The 18,899-nt window shown below is 41.5% G+C and carries 18 protein-coding genes; 10 read left to right on the top strand and 8 right to left on the bottom strand.

Annotation, left to right across the window (positions count from 1 at the left end):
- Window positions 1-124: 124 nt before the first annotated feature.
- Window positions 125-751 carry a hypothetical protein gene (locus tag VB836_RS14730; protein ID WP_323220179.1) on the bottom strand — a complete coding sequence of 209 codons (627 nt, stop codon included), beginning with the start codon at window positions 749-751 and terminating at the stop codon, window positions 125-127.
- Window positions 752-1,150: 399 nt separating this feature from the next.
- On the opposite strand from VB836_RS14730, the gene VB836_RS14725 reads away from it, so the two are divergent.
- The 9 genes from VB836_RS14725 (at window position 1,151) to VB836_RS14685 (ending at window position 7,766) form a co-directional block, all read left to right on the top strand.
- Complete coding sequence (locus tag VB836_RS14725) at window positions 1,151-1,942, top strand: hypothetical protein (RefSeq protein ID WP_323220177.1); 792 nt, start codon at window positions 1,151-1,153, stop codon at window positions 1,940-1,942.
- 264 nt (window positions 1,943-2,206) lie between these two features.
- Complete coding sequence (locus VB836_RS14720; RefSeq protein WP_323220175.1) at window positions 2,207-3,481, top strand: RNA-guided endonuclease InsQ/TnpB family protein; 1,275 nt, start codon at window positions 2,207-2,209, stop codon at window positions 3,479-3,481.
- Window positions 3,482-3,623: 142 nt separating this feature from the next.
- Window positions 3,624-4,061, top strand: a complete 438-nt coding sequence (locus tag VB836_RS14715; RefSeq protein WP_323220173.1) for a MarR family winged helix-turn-helix transcriptional regulator — start codon at window positions 3,624-3,626, stop codon at window positions 4,059-4,061.
- A gap of 49 nt (window positions 4,062-4,110) precedes the next feature.
- A complete protein-coding gene (locus VB836_RS14710; protein ID WP_323220170.1) occupies window positions 4,111-5,367 on the top strand; it encodes a glycosyltransferase in 1,257 nt (418 codons plus the stop codon).
- 170 nt (window positions 5,368-5,537) lie between these two features.
- Complete coding sequence (locus VB836_RS14705) at window positions 5,538-6,095, top strand: peroxiredoxin (protein ID WP_323220168.1); 558 nt, start codon at window positions 5,538-5,540, stop codon at window positions 6,093-6,095.
- 95 nt (window positions 6,096-6,190) lie between these two features.
- Complete coding sequence (locus tag VB836_RS14700) at window positions 6,191-6,373, top strand: DUF433 domain-containing protein (RefSeq protein ID WP_323220166.1); 183 nt, start codon at window positions 6,191-6,193, stop codon at window positions 6,371-6,373.
- Window positions 6,374-6,454: 81 nt separating this feature from the next.
- Complete coding sequence (locus VB836_RS14695; protein ID WP_323220164.1) at window positions 6,455-6,646, top strand: hypothetical protein; 192 nt, start codon at window positions 6,455-6,457, stop codon at window positions 6,644-6,646.
- Window positions 6,639-6,971, top strand: a complete 333-nt coding sequence (locus VB836_RS14690; RefSeq protein ID WP_323220162.1) for a type II toxin-antitoxin system PemK/MazF family toxin — start codon at window positions 6,639-6,641, stop codon at window positions 6,969-6,971. The genes VB836_RS14695 and VB836_RS14690 overlap by 8 nt, the downstream gene beginning before the upstream one ends.
- A 39-nt stretch (window positions 6,972-7,010) precedes the next feature.
- Complete coding sequence (locus VB836_RS14685; protein ID WP_323220160.1) at window positions 7,011-7,766, top strand: hypothetical protein; 756 nt, start codon at window positions 7,011-7,013, stop codon at window positions 7,764-7,766.
- Window positions 7,767-7,897: 131 nt separating this feature from the next.
- Here VB836_RS14685 and VB836_RS14680 read toward each other — a convergent pair whose 3' ends face one another.
- From VB836_RS14680 to VB836_RS14660, 5 genes are all read right to left on the bottom strand, one after another.
- On the bottom strand, window positions 7,898-8,833 hold the full coding sequence (locus tag VB836_RS14680; RefSeq protein WP_323220158.1) for an NAD-dependent epimerase/dehydratase family protein: 936 nt from the start codon (window positions 8,831-8,833) through the stop codon (window positions 7,898-7,900).
- Window positions 8,834-8,911: 78 nt separating this feature from the next.
- The gene (gene hemE, locus VB836_RS14675) at window positions 8,912-9,976 is read right to left on the bottom strand and encodes a uroporphyrinogen decarboxylase (RefSeq protein ID WP_323220156.1); all 1,065 of its coding nucleotides are present in this window, start codon (window positions 9,974-9,976) and stop codon (window positions 8,912-8,914) included.
- Window positions 9,977-10,166: 190 nt separating this feature from the next.
- Complete coding sequence (locus tag VB836_RS14670) at window positions 10,167-11,651, bottom strand: AAA family ATPase (RefSeq protein ID WP_323220154.1); 1,485 nt, start codon at window positions 11,649-11,651, stop codon at window positions 10,167-10,169.
- Between the two features lie 95 nt (window positions 11,652-11,746).
- The gene (locus tag VB836_RS14665) at window positions 11,747-12,121 is read right to left on the bottom strand and encodes a hypothetical protein (protein ID WP_323220152.1); all 375 of its coding nucleotides are present in this window, start codon (window positions 12,119-12,121) and stop codon (window positions 11,747-11,749) included.
- A 3-nt stretch (window positions 12,122-12,124) separates the two neighbouring features.
- Entirely contained in the window at window positions 12,125-15,589 is a 3,465-nt protein-coding gene (locus VB836_RS14660; RefSeq protein WP_323220150.1) for a CHAT domain-containing tetratricopeptide repeat protein, read from the bottom strand.
- Between the two features lie 501 nt (window positions 15,590-16,090).
- Here VB836_RS14660 and VB836_RS14655 point away from each other — a divergent pair.
- Window positions 16,091-16,684, top strand: a complete 594-nt coding sequence (locus VB836_RS14655; protein WP_323220148.1) for a signal transduction histidine kinase (STHK), LytS — start codon at window positions 16,091-16,093, stop codon at window positions 16,682-16,684.
- Window positions 16,685-16,785: 101 nt separating this feature from the next.
- Here VB836_RS14655 and VB836_RS14650 read toward each other — a convergent pair whose 3' ends face one another.
- Both VB836_RS14650 and VB836_RS14645 read right to left on the bottom strand, forming a co-directional pair.
- Window positions 16,786-17,481 (bottom strand): GUN4 domain-containing protein, encoded by a 696-nt coding sequence (locus VB836_RS14650; protein WP_323220146.1) that lies wholly within the window; start codon window positions 17,479-17,481, stop codon window positions 16,786-16,788.
- A gap of 148 nt (window positions 17,482-17,629) precedes the next feature.
- Window positions 17,630-18,856, bottom strand: a complete 1,227-nt coding sequence (locus VB836_RS14645) for a glycosyltransferase family 4 protein (RefSeq protein WP_323220144.1) — start codon at window positions 18,854-18,856, stop codon at window positions 17,630-17,632.
- Window positions 18,857-18,899: the final 43 nt, after the last annotated feature.

The raw sequence follows: 18,899 nt of genomic DNA, 5'->3' as shown, positions 1-18,899 counted from the left end.
CACGTCAGCCTTTAGTAGTTTATTCCTAGATCTTTAAAATCCGTTAATAAAAACATTAACTAAGAAGTAATTAAATTTAGGTTAATTTTCGGTTAATTTGTCTCAAAAATTCCCTTCTCATGTTTTAATCATCTCTGAACCCTGGATCATCTTCTCTTGCTCTACGACGTGGGCTTGAACGAGGTTCAAGTCGAATAACATTAGGAGATTCAGGACTGGGTTGAGTTTGTGGAGAATTGCTCTGAGTCGGTTGAGCGGTTGTCTGAGTGGGTTGAGGGGGAGGCGGGGGAACAGGAGAAGCTGACGGTTGAGAACGAGGCGGTTGAGCGGTTGGCTGAGGTGGGGTTCTCCCTGGGGAAACAGAACGTGAGGTGGACTGAGTGGGAGTATTATTTCTATAACCGAGTAGAGACTGTGATGGGGGAAAATATCTGGTCCACTCGGAAACATCGCTGTTTGCTTGCCATTGACTTCGAGTGACTCGAGTTCTTAAAATAGGAACAGTTTGACCACCTCGTTCACCGAGAATCATAATTGTAATTGCTTCAAGGGTTGAGTTTTCTTTAAAGGCTTGTTCGATAGATTGTTTGGCTAATGTTTCTGCTTTTTGAACTAACACATTGTAAGAAGGAGTGTTAGCATCAATGGTGAGATGACGTTCATTAACTTCCGCAACAGCAATAGAACTCCAAAGCCAGAAGCTACTCAGGGTGAGGATAGTAATCTTTGATAAATGATTGAAAACCCACATGGAAATACTAAAATTTTACAAAGTCAAGCAGAATAAGCATAGCAACTCTACTTTAAATTTGTGTTAAAATAAGGTTAAATTAATCAAGTCTATATAGAATATCTAGAAGCTTTTGGGATTTGGATTGATGATTACGATAAGTTTTTCGATGAAAGAGCAAAAGTAGTAAGCCGTCAACTCTCCAAAAGAATGATTAGACAGGAAATAGATGAAAGAGGGCAATCAAATTTAGTGGATAATTTTGAGCAAGAACGAACAACTATTGAGGAGTAGCTATGGGATTGATAAACTGTTAGTCGGGAAAAAACGATAATTTAAACAAAATACATCCCAATTTATGATCCCAATTTTAAAGATTTTTATGTTTGTTAATACTAAGATTTTAGGAGTGTAGAGTTTATGATTCGGTTTATCAAAAAAGCTGTTCAAGATCTATCTTCAGGACGTAATATTGAATACTACATCACGTTGGCTTTTATTTTCATCATCCTGGCTTTAGACATCTTTAATCTAGCTTCCCCTGATATCTTGACCAATATTACATTAGCTGTTTTAGCCCTCGTTGTCTCTACCAGTCTGAGTACAAGAGAAAGTCTTGAAGAACTCTCAAATAAACTGACTCAAACCCAAAGTGCAGATGATTTTTTCTGGACAGCTAAACGTTCAATTGAGCCTGATTTATCGAAAGCAAAATACATCGGAATTGCCGGAGCGATACTGAGCCGAACCCTCCGCGATTATTCAGCTACATTAGAAGAACGGTTGAGAGTAGGATCGACAGTAAGAATCATTTTAATGGACCCCATGAGTACAGCTCCAGATCAAGCTGTGCTGCGTAGCAAAGGAGTGAGTAATCGTCAATTCTACATTGATTTGTTGCGTCCTAACCTTGAAAGAATTAGAATGTTAGCCTCTTCCTCTGACAAAATTGAATTGGGATTACTTCCCTACAAACCTGCTTTTGGGATAATCGTTATCGATCCTGATGAAACTTATGGACGAATCATTGTAGAAATATATCCACACCATTCTGATTCCTTCGCTCCTACTTTTGAGTTAAATCCAAGTCGTGATCCTCATTGGTACAAACATTTTCGAGAACAATTTGATAGTTTGTGGAAGGGTTGTGGTCAAAGACATTTTTCAGCAGAAGAAATCCATCAATTACTTGAGGAAGTACAATCGATTTAGAGTCGTTAATCACGCCGCGCAAGAATTTCTGGAGTGGTATTTGTACAAAACTCAGTTGAACAGGTTCCTGTCGTCAGTTGTAAGACACAATGAAAGCGATCGGTGGGGATAGTATCTGAATCCCATCAGCCTGGGTTTAGGGTAAAGTTACCTTTGTTTTATTCGTAATGGTAGTATTTTGAAGGGGATGACAATCAATATTGAGTTGGGATTTTAGGTTGTGATCTTAGAATCAACACCCCTTATCCATGCTACAATCTTTTCATGCTAACACGACGCTTAACTTACCGACTTTATCTAACCAAGCAACAAGAAGACAGGCTGCATTACGCCCGAAAGCTGCACTGCCTTCTATATAATGCTGCGGTTGCTAATCGTCGAACTCAGTACCATAAATTCAATCATTCCGTTAATTATCTTGAGCAGCAAAACTCCCTACCCGCTTTCAAGGAAGTATGGACTGACTACAAACAGTTAGGTTCTCACGCATTGCAAGCGACTTTAAAGCGTGTGGACTTTGCGTTCCAAAGGTTTTTTAACGGGTTGAGTAAGTATCCCAAATTCAAGTCGTCTAGATTCTACGGAGGATGGACTTATCCTGATAAACAATCATGGAAAGTTCATTCAATTGGAGATAACGGATATTTGGAGTTAAAAGACTTGGGATTTCAGGTACAGATGAGAGGTAAAGCTCGAACCTGGGGAGATCCGACTACTTGCACAATTCTTTGGAAAAATGGATTATGGTACGCTTCTCTCACCGTTAACTGCGAACCCGTTCGGGAATTAGGAAGGGAAATTGTTGGAGCGGATTTTGGATGTAAAACTGCCATTGCTTTTAGCGATGGTACTATTGTTGAATCTCCTAAATTTCTCAAACAAGCTGAGTCGGAAATTAAAAAGTTATCAAAACAGTTGAGGCGAAAGCAGCGACCCATAAAAGGGAAGCAAAAAGGCTCTCGTCGGTGGAAGAAAGTACAGAGTAAACTTGCCAAGGTTAAGCGTAAGGTTGCCAATCAGAGAGTTAATTGGGTTCACCAAGTCGCAGCAGATCTCACTAGCCGTAACAGCATCGTTGTGACTGAAAAGATTAATCTCAAAGGTATGACCCGTAAAGCGAAAAAAGGGAGTAAGCGGAAACGTCAAAAAGCCGGATTGAATAAATCCCTTCTTGATGTAGGTATTGGAATGCTAAAACAAGCCATTACTTATAAATTAGAAGAAGGTAAAGGTTTTGTTGTTCACGCACCAACCAAACAGTTGAAACCCACTCAACGGTGTAACGAATGCTGGGAATTAACGCCCAAAAGTTTGAGCGACAGATTGCATATCTGCCAACATTGCTCTAATCAAGATGACCGAGATATCAACTCAGCAAAAGTATGTTTAACATGGTATCGGCGTAAGGAACTTGCGTCGTCAGTCGCAGATGAGTCTAGCTCTACTTCAAAGGCTGCAAAATTTTGTGGATCTATGAGGCAACTGGCTCAAATGAAGCGACAGAAACCGCCATCTCAGTCGAAGACGGATGGCGTGTAGTTCATGATCACACCGTTGGTTTCCGACAATCACCGGAGTACCAAGAGTGGCGTTCTCTACTGCATCATTTTTACGAGCCTTTTCCAAAGGTCGAACATTATGAAGTTGTCTTTCAGACTTCTGAAAGTATAGTAAGTGAAGTATGGAAGAAATTTTAATTGAATTTGTCAACACACTGGATTCGTTATTCAAGAAACTGCAAGAGGAAGTCGGAAACACTTCCGGCGTTTCACAGTTAACGATCAGCCAATTTCAATATATCGATGCCATCCATCAGCTTGGAGAACCCACCATTACAGAAATTGCAGAAAAGCTGTCCATCACCAAAGCTTCAGTCACCGCAGGAATTAATAAGCTGACTCAAAGGGGATATGTCACAAAAACCCAGTCTCGTGAGGATAAACGGGTTTTTCGGGTTTGTTTGACAGAAAGAGGTATGCAGCTAGTTAACGCCAAATATCAAGCCCTGAAAGAGTATGGAGACTTTATCAGCGCAGCCCTGAGTGAAGACGAAGCCAGACAATTCCAAGCCACAATCACGAAGTTGGTCAAACTCTTTCGACAAACCGAGTCTTCCTGATCTATAATTAGTTAGCCTAACTAATTTAAAGCAGCTTATGTTGATCACGATGCTAGCAGTAGGTACAAGGGGAGATGTACAACCTTACATTGCTCTGGGGGTAGCACTAAAGAGGGCAGGAGACTACACCATTCGGATTGCCGCGTCTGAAACCTTCGAGAGTTTTGTCAAGGGGTTCGGACTAGAGTTTTACCCCCTTCAAGGTGACATCTCCAAAATCGCTTCAAATCTTCAGGCTAGAAAAGCGATGGAAGCCGACAACCCGCTCAAGATCATCCTCAGTTTCAACACGCTGAAATCCCTTGTTTTTGACGGGCAGAAGGATCTTTATGATGCTTGTCAAGGTTCAGACGCGATCATTTATCATCCGGGGGCTGCTATCGGGTATTTTGTCGCTCAGGCTTTGAATATTCCCAGTATTTTCGCGTCGCCATTTCCGATGACACCCACACAAGACTACCCATCACTAATTTTTTACGACTCAGTACACCTCGGAAAAAGGATCAATTATCTCACCCATCTCCTGTTTGAACAAACGATGTGGGGGATGTCGAGATCGCCTATCAAAGAATTCTGGAAACAGAAATTTGGCCGTATTCCCCAAAATTTTACAAATCCGTTCAAAAAACAACAAACGAAAAACTATCCAACAATTGTTTCTTGCAGTAATCATGTGTTTCCAAAGCCGCAGGACTGGCCCGAATATGTGCAGAACACAGGCTATTGGTTTTTAGACGAAGGGGATAATTGGCATCCGACTGATGCGCTACAGGACTTTCTAGCAAGCGGAAAACCCCCGGTTTACGTTGGTTTTGGTAGTCTAGGCAATCCCACTAAAGCGGCTCAAAGAACAGAATTAGTGATTGATGCGCTTCAACGATCGGGCCAACGGGGTGTATTAGCGACGGGATGGAGTGGGATGACGAAGCTCGATACAATTCCTGAAAATATATTTATGCTGGAAAGTGCGCCTCATGCTTGGTTATTTCCCCGGATGTCAGCCGTCGTTCATCATGGGGGTGCAGGAACAACGGCGGCTGGTTTCAGGGCTGGTGTACCGAGTATTTTAATTCCACACGCAAACGATCAATTTGCTTGGGGACGACGTGTTTATGAACTGGGTGTTGGTGCCAAACCCATTCCCCGAAAAAAGCTCACTTCAGAAAAATTATCTGCGGCGATTACCTCTGTTTTGACAACAGAAATACAACAGAAAGCTAAAATATTAGGGAAAAAGATTGAGAGTGAAAAGGGAGCTAAAAGAGCGGCTCAAGTGATTACTCGCTGTCTTGAACAACAACGATAAGGCGATCGAGTTGATAGCGCTACACCTTAAGGTTAGGACATTTTAAAGATTGAAACCTATTCACAGCTTGCTGTTGCCTCTCGATTTAAGTAGCACTATACAATATCCGATATTCATCTAAAATTCTAAGTTAGACCGCTTAAGTTACTGGTTAGAGTAGGGAGTTGTAGATGGAATATTTACCTGATTTATCAAAATTACCAATTCCCCAGGATGATGGGGCGTGTAATCACCTGTTGAGTGAGAGATTACCTCAATTAACACTCACTTCTACTGGCGGTAATCAATTAGACTTGTCAACCCTTTTGGGAAAGGTTGTTCTTTACTGTTATCCTATGACGAAGCAACCTAATGTACCAATACCTGACGGATGGGAAGAGATACCGGGCGCTGCGGGTTGTACTTGGCAATCTTGTGCTTTTCGGGATTATCATGCTGAATTACAAACTCTGGGAGTTCAGGTATACGGACTTAGTACACAAGACTCATCATCCCAACAAGAAGCAGTTGAACGACTGCACTTGCCCTTTGAACTTCTCAGCGATGCAGATTTTCTACTCACAACCTCATTAAAATTACCTACCTTTGAGGTAGAGGGAAAACGATTAATTAAGCGACTCACCCTGATAGCAGATGGGGGAACAATTGTTAAAGTCTTTTATCCCGTTTTCCCACCCGACAAAAACGCACAAGAGGTTATGGAATGGCTCGTGCAGAATACTGTCTAAAGCAGAATGGAAACACATCAATAACAATAAGCTTAGTTAGGCTGTGTTTGAAGATAAGCTAAAATAAGAGTAATTCCTACTACCCGATAACTGACATGGCAACCGCAGCGCGTGTTATTCAGAGTGACCCTGATATCTTAGGTGGAACTCCTGTTTTTGTTGGAACTCGTGTACCCATGAAAACTTGGCTTGATTATCATAACAGCACAACCCCCCAAACCTGGAACCGAAGCTGCTTGGGAAAAACTGCGGGCAGCAAAAGCAAGGCGCGAATCTAAGGTATAATTTGATTAAACAGAACAGCCTGCTAGCTTTCTAGCACCTGTGCTAACGTCTAAATAGATCCAGCTTTAAAATTTATGACTGTTTTAGCACAAGAGATTCTTAAGAATTTTGATCGCTTACCTGATGCAGAGCAACTTGAGGTTGCGGTAGAAATTTTGAGGCGGCTTGTCCATTTGGATTTTCCACCATTAACAGATGAAGACTTGGTTTTAAATGCTGAGGAGTTATTCTTAACACTAGATCAGCAAGAAGCAGATTATGAGTAGTCCTGAACGTGGCGAAGTTTGGCTTGTTGATCTGGGCTATGTTGCAAAAGTTAGACCCTGTTTGGTGGTCAGTATTCCTGCTTTCGAGCAAGATCGAGCGTTAGCCACTCTAGTTCCTCATACAACCAGTCCAAGAGGTTCACGTTTTGAGGTAGATGTTAAAGCTAAATTCTTGAAGTCTGGTGTCTTCGATGTGCAGAATATTATTACCATTCCTCACGCAAAACTCCTCAGAAAACTGGGTGAATTAAACTCGGAACAGTTAGGAAAAATTGAAGAGACTTTGTTGTTGTGGCTGGGGTTTCAGGATCTAGATTCCGATTAATTTAAGACTGTCTAAAACTGATTAGCAACTAATATAAATATGAACTGGAAAGATATAGATAGAAAACAAATTGTTATTGTTGTTTTGGCTATTATTTGTGTAGGTGTATTATTGGCAATCACTTTATCAGATGGTAGACCGTTTAACAATAACAATAGAAATGCACTTGTATATGAAAATCTTTATAATGAACAGAAAGTTCAAATAGAAGATATGAGAAAGAGAGTATTGGAGTTGACTGGTGAGAATGAAAGATTAAAGTCTGATTTACAAGGGGGTCGAAGTACAGCAGAAGAGCAAGAAGCCCTCGCCAAGAAAGGGCAAGAACTTGATAGACGCGAGAACTTTTTGAACAAGAAAGAGGATAAACTGATTGCAGATAGAGTTGATTTAGAAAATAATATGCGAGATTTTTATGACACTATGGGAACTACGAGAGAGGAAGTAGGACAAGCCAAACAAATCAAAATAGATTATGACGATACAAAAAAATTGTTAGATCAAACACTTAAGGAAAGAAATAATTGGAGGAGCTTTTTTTACGGTTTATTAGTAACGTCTGTGATTGTAGTTGTGATTTTAGTATTGTATGCTCTTAAATTGAACTACATTAAGACACAACTAGAAAGATTTGTAGAAATGCTCAAAACCGAACTAAAAGATCCATCTGTATCAGTTGACCGTATTAGAACACAGACGAATACATTTATACATACACTACAATTGACAGACGAAGATAAATCTCAGAAAGCCTTGAAATCCAGCAGCGAACTCAATGGGGGTAATTTCAAATAGCCCCCTGATGTCTAACTCATTATGGCAAGGGATCGTTTAAAGTCGCTTGTTATGCTGCCTAGTTTACAGGTTGGTGTTGCTGATTTTAGCTGTTCGTTTGCTTCCTGTTAGCTTGTTTATTTCTTAGAACTCTACTTTAATACCTCTGTGAGTGTTGGATAAGAGGGTTTAACATCAAAAACAGAAGGATTAACAGGGTTTTGGTAGGTAAAATAACGATAGTTTAAACAAAATCTATCCCAGTCTGCCATCTGAATTTTAAACACTTTTATGATAATATTGGTAAGTACAGGAGATAAATTAATACGAAAATAGATTTTTTTATGATAAAACTTACAAATTTCTTCAACGGTTTCATTAACACTAATCGCTGGATTTCCTAAAATAACCTGTTCAGTTTCGGATGAAGTGGGAGGATGATTAACAAAATAATAAACAACTTTAGCGATATCTTCGGCGTGGATAAAATGAAACCCGCCATCTGCTTTTAACCAACGAATTAAATCTAGCCATTTGATCACATCCGGTAAACCCGAAGATAAATGAGAATAGGGTTTATTTGTATCTCCTCCGAATACAAAAGTTGGGAATAATATTCTTAAAGGCGGTAACGTTTGTTTAAGGCTTAATAATTGATGCAAACATTCATATTTTGAACGAACATAATCGGTTCCAATTTCTCCCGCTTCTTTTAGCATTTGATTATCTCGCCCTAAAACACTCGCGGTTGAAAAGTAGAGAATTTGTTCACAAACTTCTGGGTTGAGAGATTGAATTAACCGCAAGCTACTATTAACATTAACTTCAAAAACTTCCTCAATTCCTCCCCAAGAAGTCGCCGCTAAAATGGCTATATTAATCGTAGGTAAAAGTTCGCTATATTGTTCAATATCTCGCAAATCGGCTTGAATAATAAAAATCCCTGAACGGGCTGTATAATCAAACCCCAATTTCTCCGGGTTCCGAACCAAAAAATACAATTCATAATCCGTTTGTTGAATCAGAATTTCAGCAATATAGTGACCAATACAGCCACTCGCCCCGGTGATTAAAATTCGTTTAGTCATAGAAGAAATAAAAGAATAAACGGATAGATTTTAGACTCAACTCGAAAATGCTACCCGTCATTCTTCAGCCTGTTCAACTTAAACGGGAACTGCTAACAATTGGTCTGCTTGTTTAGCCGTTTCAAAGAAATAGGCAACATTTTCTTCGGGGGTTTTTTGCAAAACGCCATGTCCGAGATTAAGGATATGACCGCGATTTCCTGCTTTTTGAATGGTTTCTAAAATGCGATCGCGAATTAGCTGTTTTGACCCAAATAAAACGCAAGGATCGATATTTCCCTGAACTCCCAGATGATGACCGATACGACTTCTCGCTTCTGCCATATCTACAGTCCAGTCTACACTAATCATATCAACGCCGGATTTTGACATCCGTTCTAATATTCCCGAACTACCATTAATATACAAAATCATTGGTGTATCGGGATGCGTTTGCTTCACCAAATCAACGACTCGTTTTTGATAGGGTAACGCAAACGTTTCGTAATCTTGAGGGGCTAATTGACCTGCCCAAGAGTCAAACATTTGGACAATTTGAGCGCCAGAATCAATCTGATAGCGAACATAAACTGCAATTGAATCTGCGAGTTTTCCGAGGAGTTGATGCAGCATTTCCGGTTCAGAAAATGCCATACCTTTGATAACAGTGTAATCCTTAGAACTTTTCCCTTCAATGGCGTAAGCGGCTAACGTCCAGGGAGCGCCAACAAACCCTAAAACTGCGGCGTTATTTCCGACTTCTTGACGCAAAGTTTGTAAAATCTCGCGAATAAACGGCAGAGATTCTTCAGGTTCAAGGGGATAAAGTTGTTCAATTTGAGATAAACTGCGGATGGGCGGATCAATAATCGGCCCCTTGCTTTCGATAATATCGAAATTAATCCCCATTCCCGGTAAAGGAGTGAGAATATCAGAGAACAAAATCACACCATCGGGAGCAAAAGCGCGATAGGGTTGTAGAGAGATTTCAACAGCGATGTCAGTTTTTTCAGAGCGATCGCGAAAAGAAGGGTATTGGTCGCGCAAATCTCGATAGGCTTTCATATAGCGTCCCGCCTGTCGCATCATCCATACGGGAGGGCGGTCTAACTGTTCTCCACGCGCAGCCCGCAACAGATAGGGGATTGGGGTCGATTCACTCATTTCAACTTCACTTTACTTTATATTAATGATTTGAATGCTTCTATATAGAGTATCATCAGGTGCGATCGCATCCGATCAAATTTCAGACGGTCGCCAGGGAAAAGATGAGGCGAAGATAGACAAATTGCACTCAGCAACGGCGTTTGTCCCCTTTGGTTTGAAAGTAACATTTTATTGCATCGATAACGCTCTAGGATTTTTTCAGAACCCGAACCATTTTTCCGATCAGATTCGTTTGCAAACTCCAAACGATGGCACCAAAGGGAATCGCAACCAGAATCCCTAAAAATAGGTGAAAGGCGACGGGAGAAAAACTAGAAAACAGATAGTCAGGTGATGTGGGTTGGGGATTGGGGGAAAAGTAGCCGGGAAACCATTGGCTGAGAATGGTAATCGCAGGTTCGTTGGCAACTTGGGAAGAAATCCCGCTAACAGCTAATCCGGTACTAACGACGGTAACGAGGAGTTCTAGGCGTTGTTGGCGGTTTTGGGCGGCACCTTCGCTAAAGCGATCGATCTCCGCTTGTTCAATTTCTACTATACCCCGAATCGTATCAATTGACTGTTGTAAAGTTGCTTGTGTCGGGGAAAGATAGTTGAGATGAGTTTGGATTTGGCGCAGATCGCGATCGCCACTTTGTTGAATAAACTCTTGCCAATATTGAGGAATGTCTCCTAACTCTTTGAGCTTTTCTAAGCAGCTTTTGTAATTTTTTATATTAGTATCTAGGGATGTACAATAAGTTTTGATATCGCTTAAGCACTGACTATATTTTACCATGTTTTCGGGTAGTTGTATCAAGGTTTGCTTTAATTTTTCTAGACGAATTTTTCTGTCGTTATTTTTCATGCAGTCAGGAAATTTATCCAAAATACCTTTTAATTGGCTGTAGAGATCTCTGGCTTGTTGATAACTTGTGTCAGCCTCCAAAGAGATAAAGTGAATTTTATGATAACAGCAAAGTAGGGTTAATAACCAGTCATAGCCTTCACCTAATCTATCAATACTTGAACTCAGTTGATTATTCAATAATACCAAAAGATGATATTGCTGATTTAAGCGATCAGAGTCGCTAGAAGCTATCAGCTTAAACTCAAATAATAAACTACCAAATAAATTTCCTTTACTTTCTAACTTTGGGTTAAGGGCTGTTTCTGCTAATAAAGCATTTGCACATTTTTTTGCAAGTTCCTCACATTCACTTTCAGTGAGATCGACTTCAGCATATAGCCAAAGAGTTTGTCCTAAATTCGCTTGAATGATAGTAGGCAGTAGAGATTTTGGCTTGAAGACTTGAAGCTGAGGAATATTAATTTCTTGAGTTGGATCGAGAGATAAAGTTAAATCAGCCGCATAGGTATCATGGAGGCGAAACGCATGGAGATTACCATGAATTTGAAAGCCTTCTGCTGTAGGAATACTCCCCCAGTCAATATCGTCACGATATGTTAGCTTGTATTTTTCTCGCTCTTTTTTTGCGGGCTTATAGATGTTTTCGGTATAGCATTGTAGATGCGATCGCAAATCTTTTAGTTCAGTAAAAGGAAACACTTCGTCTCCTAATTTAGCCAGATTTTCCCATAATATTGAAGCTTCATCATCAACTTCATCTAAAGCATTATTAAAGCTTTGACAGAGGTGAAACGCAAAGAGACTTATGCTAAAATTTTTCACAATAAAATTGCTCAACTCAATAGATTTCTCATTCTTCAATACTCTTTAATCCTGAGTGAATTTTAGATCAATTTCCACGCTATGGATTAAATAGATCATGTACTCGATGAACTCGATTGAGAATTATCATCAGCCGAGGGTTTATTTTTAATCATAATATTGTCTAGTAATTCTCGGCTAGTTGGGTTGGGTTCTCCTACAGGCGTTGGCGATTTTGTATTACGAAGGCCTAATGGTTCCCCTGATTCTAAAGAAGTCGAATTCGTGAGTTTTCTGTGTTGATTATCATAAGCTTCTAGAAGCTGACTGTCATTTTGAGAGTCTAACCAATCTTCAATAGCTTCAGCAATATTCTCGTCGTCTTCTAAGTCTTTAGTTTGCTGATAGATTTGATTGAAAGATTCCTGAGAAATTATTCCCCTTTTATACAGATTGATGAATGCTTGAGTGCTAGCGAGGTATATAGACATGAATTATTCTCCTTTTCCAACGATACAAAATGCAGACCAATAATCGGGGGAATTAAACAGTTTTGTAGTTGCACCCATTTCTTGCTTCCATTTCTCGAAGTATCCTTCTAATTTAACTCGCCAAACTCGAATTAAGTTTGATTGACTCACCCAAGTTTGAAAACCTTCAACGGTAGTATTCCGTAGCCAAAATTGAGCAGTTCGCAGGGCAAGGGCAATATTATCTTGCTGCTGGAGTTCTTCATAAAATTTTATCATCAATAAAGCGGTAGCAGTGGCATCAACTTCCCAGAGGCTACTGACAACATTTGTACTTCCCGCTAATAGAAAGCCGTAGGGTAGACTAATATATTCATCGCTGATATTGTTGAAATCGGGAATTCCAGTTTCACAAGCCGAAAGAGTCACCAGGCGGCAGTTTTCCAGGCGAAAATAGGCGATAATTTCTGCCAGAGTGAGGTTATCGTCAGCAAGCACCAACCCGGAATCAAGGGGAGAATTTGGGTTAAAGTAACCATGACAGAAGAAAAATAGACAATGAGCCGATTTTAGATCTTCTAGTGGAGTCAGGGTTTGTGTATTTGTATTTGTGGGTAATAGTGCCGCTTTGGTGGCTTTTCCTTTTCTGAGAATATTACTATGGGAAAACTGTTTTTTAATCGCCCCAACTGCACCTAAATCCTTTTCGTATTTTTCATATAAATCAGGAGTCGGTGTTTGAACCGCAAACAGCTTGTCAAAATCTGAACGCTGACGGGTTTTAACCTGTTGCAACAGTTGGCAACTGGGGGCGTAGCTAACACCCTTGGGGAAAATATCGAGTAGGTAACTGGGTTCAGTTTCGGCATATTCCTCCGTAGGGGTGCAAGGCTTGCGCCCTTTTGGATCGGGTTCTAGAAATAGGCTGGCCGTCTCTGGTTTAACAGGTAAAGCGTGTAATGGAAACAGATGCAAAAAGCGGTGAGGAATCAGAATGAGTCGGTTACAGGAAGCGGGGAGATGGGCGAGAAGTTCATCGAGATGGAGAATATCAGCAAGTTTTTGTAGTTCGTCGGTGAGTTTGTCACGCCAAGTATCTCGTTCAGAATAGTAATTTTGCAGGTAGGTATTTGCCCAATTCCCTAACTGTTCAAAATCATCAATAGTAGACTGCCAGACAATGACCTCTCCCCCAGCCCCTCTCCTAGAAGTAGAGGGGGGAACGATACCTTCAACTCCTCGACTATCCGATGAAGGCGGAAGGATAATAAAAGCAAGGAACGTCTCATCAACAAGATACCACTCAATAACCGCAGTTTCGCTATCGAGAATTTGCTGGAATGTATCGAACTGGAAACCATAACCAACGGGAAGATATTGATCCTGCAATTGGTTACGCTGTTGTCGCAAATCTTGCAGACGTTGGGCTAATTCTTGATAATTTTCAACTTGACCCTTTTGAATTTGGTATTGGGCGCTGGCAATGTCGTCGCGGAGTTGGGCGAGTTTGTTGGCAACATCGGTTGGGAAAATATTCTGGGAGTCGCGGAGAAGGATTTGTTCAACCAGGTTGCGAGTTTTGCTGCGTTCGGCATATTCTAGGGCTTCTATGGGTTGATTGAGTTGCAGACAGGTTTCTACTATGCCAATATAGATTCGATTGTGTTCTTCGGCAAGTTTCTGTTTGCTTTCATCTCCCGATAGAATCTCCTCTCGCAAAGATTCGGTAGCATTGATCGCATCAGAGAAGGTATTGTAAGCATCTTGCCATTTCTCGGAATCTTGGTAGGCAACTCCCAAATTGAATAAAGTTTGGGTATAGTTTTCAGGAAAGGCATCGCAGGTGTCAACTTCCAAAGCTTTTTTGTAAGATGCGATCGCCTTTTCCAAATTTTCGGCTTTTTCTCCGCGAATACGGTTACTGTAGGCAGCAGCCAAGTTATTGTGGGTCGTTGCCCATTCATAAGGAAAGGCATCGCGGGTGAGAACTTCCACCGCTTTTTCATAGGATGCGATCGCCTCCTCCAAATTTTCCGCTTTTTCTCCGCGAATACGGTTACTGTAGGCAGCAGCCAAGTTATTGTGAGTCCTTGCCCATTCCACAGGAAAAGCATCGCGGGTGCGAACTTCCAGGGCTTTTTTGTAAGATGTGATCGCCATCTCCAAATTTTCGGCTTCTTCTCCGCGAATACGGTTACTGTAGGCAGCAGCCAAGTTATTGTGAGTCCTTCCCCATTCATAAGGAAAGGCATCGCGGGTGAGAACTTCCACCGCTTTTTCATAGGATGCGATCGCCGTTTCCAAATTTTCCGCTTTTTCTCCGCGAATGCGGTTTCTGTAGGCATTTGCCAAGTTATTCTGAGTCGTTGCCCATTCAAAAGGAAAAGCTTCGCCGGTGTAAACTTCCAAAGCATTTTCGTAGGATGCGATCGCCATTTCCAAATTTTCCGCTTTTTCTCCGCGAATGCGGTCACTGTAGGCATTTGCCAAGTTATTGTGAGTCATTGCCCAGTCTTCTGGAAAGGCTTCGCGGGTGAGAACTTCCAAAGCTTTTTTGTAGAGTGCGATCGCCATCTTCACATTTTTGGCTTTTTCTCCGCGAATACGCTCTATGTAGGCATTTGCCAAGTTATTCTGAGTCATTGCCCAGCCTTCTGGAAAGCCATCGCGGGTGTAAACTTCCAGGGCATTTTCGTAGGATGCGATCGCCCTCTCCGCATTTTCGGCTTTTTCTCCGCGAATGCGTTTTCTGTAGGCATTTGCCAAGTTATTGTGAGTGTCTGCCCAGCCTTCTGGAAAGCCATCGCGGGTATTAACAATCAAAGCATTTTCGCAGAATGCGATCGCCGTCTCCACATTTTCGGCTTTTTCTCCGCGAATGCGGTTATGGTAGGCTGTTGCCAAGTTATTCTGAGTCGTTGCCCATTCCACAGGAAAGCCATCGCGGGTGTAAACGTCCAGGGCTTTTTCGTAGGATGTGATCGCCGTTTCCATATTGCTGGCTTTGTTGCCCCGGGGAAACTGTTGGATGAGGTTGCCAAATTGCACTAAAACAGCAGCAATAGACTGTGCCTGTTGAGGTTCGGCTTCTGATAGCGTCTGGGTTGCCCAAGCTTGCAAGATTTGTGTCAAGCCATCATCAAGTTTATCTAAGTTAGCTTGCAGCAGAGGATAAACCACTTTTTTGTCACCCTGACTGTCCTGTGTTGCCTGCAAAACCTCCATTAAAAACTGCAAATAGTCCTGCGGTGTAGCTGATATCCTTATTCCCAACATCTGGGCTATTTCAGATGCCATATTCCTCAACCAACCCGCTATATTTTCGTTCTCCTCTGCTGCCATCTGTTCGGCAACTTGTTGCATCACTGCTACCAACCCCGCATCCACAAGTTCGGAGTTGGCTTGTAAAATCTGGGCTTCTTCCCCACTGTCACACTTCAACAAGTCTTTAATCAGTCTAACGTAAGCCTGCACGCGGTTTTCGTCCATTTGGCTGCTACTCCGTTTACCAAAATCTGTATCTGATCTACAGGGGGAAATAGCGCACTCCCGAACAAAAATTCACCATCAAAAGTGAAATATTACCAAGTCTATTCCAAATTACAGTTTGTTGTAAAGTGTGTTTGACTTTTTGGTATATAGATTTACTACTGCGTCTACCTGAGTCTTATCTTCTTCCTAAAAAAACTGAGAAGCTCAATATAAATGATGAAGAATGAATGATGAAAAAGGTTTGATTATAGGAAAACAGATATTTTTTATTCTAAGAATTAATCTTTTTGATCGTTCATTATTTATATTGATCGTTCATCCTTCAGAGATATTATTAATAATTTTACCTAAATCTACCCTCTTTAGAGAGAATTGCCGCACAGAAATTTATTCCTTTTTATAGATTAGTCTCTAGACCCAACTGTTACCCGAGAGGGATGTGAAAGCGATGAAATTGAGCGATCTTAGGGATAACAGTCGAAATCGATGAGGTTAACAATGAGAGCTACTACTGAAGGTACTGAGCTTTACAGACGTGCTGTAGGCGTTTTCAAAGATCGCCATGATATCGAGAGAGCAATTCGCAAATTTAAAGATGCCAATTATGATATGAATCGAGTTTCCTTAATTGCCCGAAACATTGAGAATGTTGAAGGGGCAGACGAAATTAGAGATCATGGAGAAGGAAACGAAGCGTCTGAAGGGGCGGGAATTGGTGCAGTAACAGGTACCGTTTTAGGTGGTATTACAGGTTTACTGATTGGTTTAGGGAGCTTGGCAATTCCGGGAGTAGGACCAGCGCTCGTCGCCGGAGAACTGTCTGCATTAGGAACAACCGCAGCAGGTGCAGGTATTGGCGCATTGACTGGAGGACTGGTGGGATCATTAACGGGAATGGGAATTCCAGAAGATAATGCCAAAGTCTATGAAAATCGCGTCAAAGCAGGTGATTATTTGTTAATGGTTAGTGGAACTGACGCTCAATTAGTTCAAGCTGAAGCGATTATGCGTGATGCTGGGATCGTTGATTTTGGGATCTATAATGCACCTGATCTCAATGGGGGAACCGACCGCCATCCCCGCTTAGATTAGTCATTAAAAACCACTGAAATTAGGGAACCTCGAGGAATACTTTTTTGAAAAGGGTTCACTCTTCGGGGTGTCCCTTTTTTCGGGTAATTCAACAAATAAAATTAGTTTTTAAGTTGACAACTTGCTAAACGAGAAAAAATAGCCGGACTGAGATTTGGTGTACATTTCATCAACGGCTCATCTTGATTGGCTTGAACACAGTTAACGTTCAATCCCCAAAGCGGCACATCCGTTTTCTGCTTTAAATCTTTCATCTGAACATCTTTTGTTATGGAACCCCCTGAAGCTAGGGCAGGTAAATGTCCGGGATTGGCTTGAAAATCAAAAGTTAATTCCTCGTAGGATTTCCAACTTTGAGCCGATCTCCAGTTGACTTCTTGGGAATAATGTTCAAATAATTCTGATAGACTCAATGATTTTGAAATCTGACGATGTTGAAGATTCATCCAAATTTTATGCTGAGTTCTAAAGCTAAATTTCCCTCGACTATATTGATCCCAGAGTTGATCAATCTTGAGTAAATCTTCACAGGGGAATTTAGCAATATCCGCTTCAGTCAAATAAACCGATTTCGAGAGCTGATCGGGATATTTCTGAAGCACCATCAACATCATCCGATAAGTTTGTCTGTCTGCTTTGAGAAAAGCACCAGCAGCTAACATTTTTGAGAGTCGTTCATAGTCAGGTTTTTTGTGCGGAAGTTCAGATACAGTTGCCGTTCTAGCCATCCCAATCACCAGAGAAGCAATCGCACTGACAACCCCCAAGACAACAATTATTCGTTCTCGGTTCACCATCAATCCTATCGTGATTAGCTATCGTTCATCGTCGGTTTGCTAACATCTCCCCCGAGAGTTCAACCCCAATCGCGGAATCCCTTTTTAACAGAAAGTTAGCAACTCCGAGTTCGATTGGCCGAAAGCATCGGGGAAAACAGATAGCGACTTACCAACGCGGGTAGGTTAAGTGCTTTTGTTGGACAATCTCAGCATACAACTGTTCCATTTGCGTAATATTCCGACTGAGTGTATACCGATCTAAGACACGCTGACGAGCTTTGTATCCTAAGAGCGTGGTTAACTCTTGATGATCTCGAAACAGGGGTAATAAAGTTCGCAACTGAGTCGCTACAGCGTGGGTTTCTAAGACAATTCCAGCCCCTCCTTCGAGGACTTCTCCATCAGCCCCTGCATCTGTGGCAATACAGGCGACACCACAAGCCATTGCTTCAAGTAATGATAGCGATAACCCCTCGACTAAAGAGGGTAAAATAAAGACATCAGCTCCCCGTAAAATTTCAATGCGTTGGTCTTCATCCCCAACAAAGCCTAACCAGATTATGCCATCTTCGAGGCCATAGTACATCTGTAACGACGTCGCTAGCGGCCCATCCCCAACAATCACCAACCGAGAATCTCGCCCCATTTCCAACTTTTTCCAAGCTTTGAGGAGAGACTCAACATTTTTTTCAGGGGCGAGGCGACCTTGATAGACAAACACTCGCTCTGTTTTGAGTTGAGATTTCAGACGTGATGGCCCTGGAGAATACTTCAGTTCATCAACCCCATTGGGAATGACCACAACTTTTTGTTGAGAGACACCCAACCGGACTAACAAATCTCGTTGAATTTGTGAAAAGACAATTACAGAATCGTAATTTGCCAGAAAAGGGGCATAAATTTGATACATCAGGTGTTGGGTTCCCGATGTCAAATTACGAAGTTTGCGATCAAAAGGTGGATGAAAAGTCGCCACCAAGGGCAGATTCAGTTCCTCACAAATTTCGGGAAGCACAAAATCGAGCGGTGATAGCGTTAACGACGCATGAACCAAATCGGGTTTCAATTGTCGCAACGACTGCATTAAGACCTTACTCGATTTGAACGTGGGAATGGTATAGATTTGGGATTTGTACAGACAAGGCAGAGGAACTTCTTGAGTCATTACAGGGGGTGTCCGCCCCTCGCTATCCAACGGCCAATTCTCAGTCCCGATTTTCCATTTCCCATTTTCTACCGGCCATTCGTCTCGACGTTCAGCGTTAGAGAGTTCTGAGGCAAAATGGAGGAAACTGACTTGATATCCTCGGTCTAATAGGCTGTTGGTGACTTCTCTCGAATAGGTAACATTCCCACAAAACGGTGATTTTTTTCCAAGCCAAGCTATATGCACAGGTCAATAAGAGTTTTATTCGTTGGTTTTGGATGAATTTACC

The sequence above is a fragment of the Limnoraphis robusta BA-68 BA1 genome, from assembly GCF_034932365.1.
Classification (GTDB): domain Bacteria; phylum Cyanobacteriota; class Cyanobacteriia; order Cyanobacteriales; family Microcoleaceae; genus Capilliphycus; species Capilliphycus robustus.
Note: the sequence above shows the minus strand (reverse complement) of the source record. Positions and strands in the feature narration are given on the sequence as shown.

What these genes read in the sequence shown, in the direction of transcription:
- VB836_RS14730 (WP_323220179.1), bottom strand. Translation starts at nt 751, where the DNA reads ATGTGGGTTTTCAATCATTTATCAAAGATTACTATCCTCACCCTGAGT.
- VB836_RS14725 (WP_323220177.1), top strand. Translation starts at nt 1,151, where the DNA reads ATGATTCGGTTTATCAAAAAAGCTGTTCAAGATCTATCTTCAGGACGT.
- VB836_RS14720 (WP_323220175.1), top strand. Translation starts at nt 2,207, where the DNA reads ATGCTAACACGACGCTTAACTTACCGACTTTATCTAACCAAGCAACAA.
- VB836_RS14715 (WP_323220173.1), top strand. Translation starts at nt 3,624, where the DNA reads ATGGAAGAAATTTTAATTGAATTTGTCAACACACTGGATTCGTTATTC.
- VB836_RS14710 (WP_323220170.1), top strand. Translation starts at nt 4,111, where the DNA reads ATGCTAGCAGTAGGTACAAGGGGAGATGTACAACCTTACATTGCTCTG.
- VB836_RS14705 (WP_323220168.1), top strand. Translation starts at nt 5,538, where the DNA reads ATGGAATATTTACCTGATTTATCAAAATTACCAATTCCCCAGGATGAT.
- VB836_RS14700 (WP_323220166.1), top strand. Translation starts at nt 6,191, where the DNA reads ATGGCAACCGCAGCGCGTGTTATTCAGAGTGACCCTGATATCTTAGGT.
- VB836_RS14695 (WP_323220164.1), top strand. Translation starts at nt 6,455, where the DNA reads ATGACTGTTTTAGCACAAGAGATTCTTAAGAATTTTGATCGCTTACCT.
- VB836_RS14690 (WP_323220162.1), top strand. Translation starts at nt 6,639, where the DNA reads ATGAGTAGTCCTGAACGTGGCGAAGTTTGGCTTGTTGATCTGGGCTAT.
- VB836_RS14685 (WP_323220160.1), top strand. Translation starts at nt 7,011, where the DNA reads ATGAACTGGAAAGATATAGATAGAAAACAAATTGTTATTGTTGTTTTG.
- VB836_RS14680 (WP_323220158.1), bottom strand. Translation starts at nt 8,833, where the DNA reads ATGACTAAACGAATTTTAATCACCGGGGCGAGTGGCTGTATTGGTCAC.
- hemE (WP_323220156.1), bottom strand. Translation starts at nt 9,976, where the DNA reads ATGAGTGAATCGACCCCAATCCCCTATCTGTTGCGGGCTGCGCGTGGA.
- VB836_RS14665 (WP_323220152.1), bottom strand. Translation starts at nt 12,121, where the DNA reads ATGTCTATATACCTCGCTAGCACTCAAGCATTCATCAATCTGTATAAA.
- VB836_RS14660 (WP_323220150.1), bottom strand. Translation starts at nt 15,589, where the DNA reads ATGGACGAAAACCGCGTGCAGGCTTACGTTAGACTGATTAAAGACTTG.
- VB836_RS14655 (WP_323220148.1), top strand. Translation starts at nt 16,091, where the DNA reads ATGAGAGCTACTACTGAAGGTACTGAGCTTTACAGACGTGCTGTAGGC.
- VB836_RS14650 (WP_323220146.1), bottom strand. Translation starts at nt 17,481, where the DNA reads ATGGTGAACCGAGAACGAATAATTGTTGTCTTGGGGGTTGTCAGTGCG.